General features: G+C 67.4%; 3 protein-coding genes. 1 reads left to right on the top strand and 2 read right to left on the bottom strand.

The features are described 5' to 3' along the window. A partial coding sequence (locus tag ACIRS4_RS37960) for an ArsI/CadI family heavy metal resistance metalloenzyme (protein ID WP_404204794.1) occupies positions 1-333 on the bottom strand: 333 nt, incomplete at its 3' end. 103 nt (positions 334-436) lie between these two features. On the opposite strand from ACIRS4_RS37960, the gene ACIRS4_RS37955 reads away from it, so the two are divergent. Continuing rightward, positions 437-796 carry an Rv2640c family ArsR-like transcriptional regulator gene (locus ACIRS4_RS37955; protein ID WP_404204791.1) on the top strand — a complete coding sequence of 120 codons (360 nt, stop codon included), beginning with the start codon at positions 437-439 and terminating at the stop codon, positions 794-796. 52 nt (positions 797-848) lie between these two features. Here ACIRS4_RS37955 and ACIRS4_RS37950 read toward each other — a convergent pair. Beyond that, the coding region (locus tag ACIRS4_RS37950; protein WP_404204789.1) for a CheR family methyltransferase at positions 849-1,183 on the bottom strand (335 nt) is incomplete at its 5' end.

Genomic DNA, 1,183 nt, shown 5'->3' with positions numbered 1-1,183 from the left:
GCGTTCGGCGTCGGGCCCGGTCACCCACACCTTGTCCTGGGTGGCGAAGCAACAGGTGGTGGCGATCTGCTCCTCGGTGAACATGCCCGCGTTGGACAGGCGGGCGATCTCGGCGTGCACCTGGCCGGAGGATTCGACCTCCACGCCGAGGTGGTTGAGGCTGCCCCCGTGGCCCGGGTTCTCGATGAGAACCAGCTTCAGCGGCGGCTCGGCGACGGCGAAGTTCGCGTAACCGGGCTTGCGCTTGGCCGGTTCGGTCTTGAGGAGGGTGGAGTAGAACGCGATGGCCTGGTCGAGGTCGTCGACATTGAGGGCGAGCTGGATGCGGGACATGATGATGGTACCTCCACTTGTGAGACATATGTCGAAATGCTGATGCGGTCGAGTCTGCGCCACTATTTCGACATATGTCAAGAAGGTGCGTACAGTCGTTCTCATGCCCAAGGCGCTACCCGTGATCGACATGTCCGCCCCCGTCTGCTGCGCGCCGGTCGCGGCGGGCCCGGTCGACGACGTCGCCGCGCTCGAAATCGCCCTGCGGCTCAAGGCGATTGCTGACCCGGCCCGGGTGAAACTGCTTTCCCTTCTGCTCACCAGCACCGCAGGCGAGGAGAACACCGGTGATCTCGCGCAGGCCGTCGGCCTGGCCGAATCGACCGTCAGTCACCACCTCGGTCAGCTGAAGAAGGCGGGCCTGATCGAATCCGAGCGCCGCGGCATGAACACCTTCCACCGCGCCTACCGCGACGCCCTGTCAGCGCTGTGCCTGGTCCTCGACCCGAACTGCTGCCGCTGAGACCCGTGCCGGCGCACTAGCTTTCGGCGGTGTCGATCAGCGGCCGGGCACGTCAGTTCGCGCGGGAGAACACGGCCACCAGGAAGTCCGCGTCGGCGGTGAAGGGCCGCAGATCCCAGGTCGACAGGAGCAGATCCGGTGTGAGGCCGGAGGTTTGGGCGTCGGAGAGGAACTGGGTGAAGTCGTAGCCGCGGTCGGCGCCGAAGCCGATCACCGCGCGGCCGGTGGGGGCGAGGTGGCGGGCGAAGGCGGACAGGACGGCGCGGCGGGTGGAGGGCGCCAGGAATGCCATCACATTGCCCGCGCAGACGATGGCGTCGAAGTCGGCGGGCACGCCACGGCTGGGGAGGTCCAGTTCGGCCAGGTCGCCGACGAGCCAGGTGGGAC

Origin of the sequence: Streptomyces sp. NPDC101166, assembly GCF_044768125.1 — a bacterium.
In the GTDB taxonomy this organism is placed as follows: domain Bacteria; phylum Actinomycetota; class Actinomycetes; order Streptomycetales; family Streptomycetaceae; genus Streptomyces.
The sequence above is the reverse complement of the archived record's forward strand: the minus strand, read 5'-3'. Positions and strand labels throughout refer to the sequence as shown.

What these genes read in the sequence shown, in the direction of transcription:
- ACIRS4_RS37955 (WP_404204791.1), top strand. Translation starts at nt 437, where the DNA reads ATGCCCAAGGCGCTACCCGTGATCGACATGTCCGCCCCCGTCTGCTGC.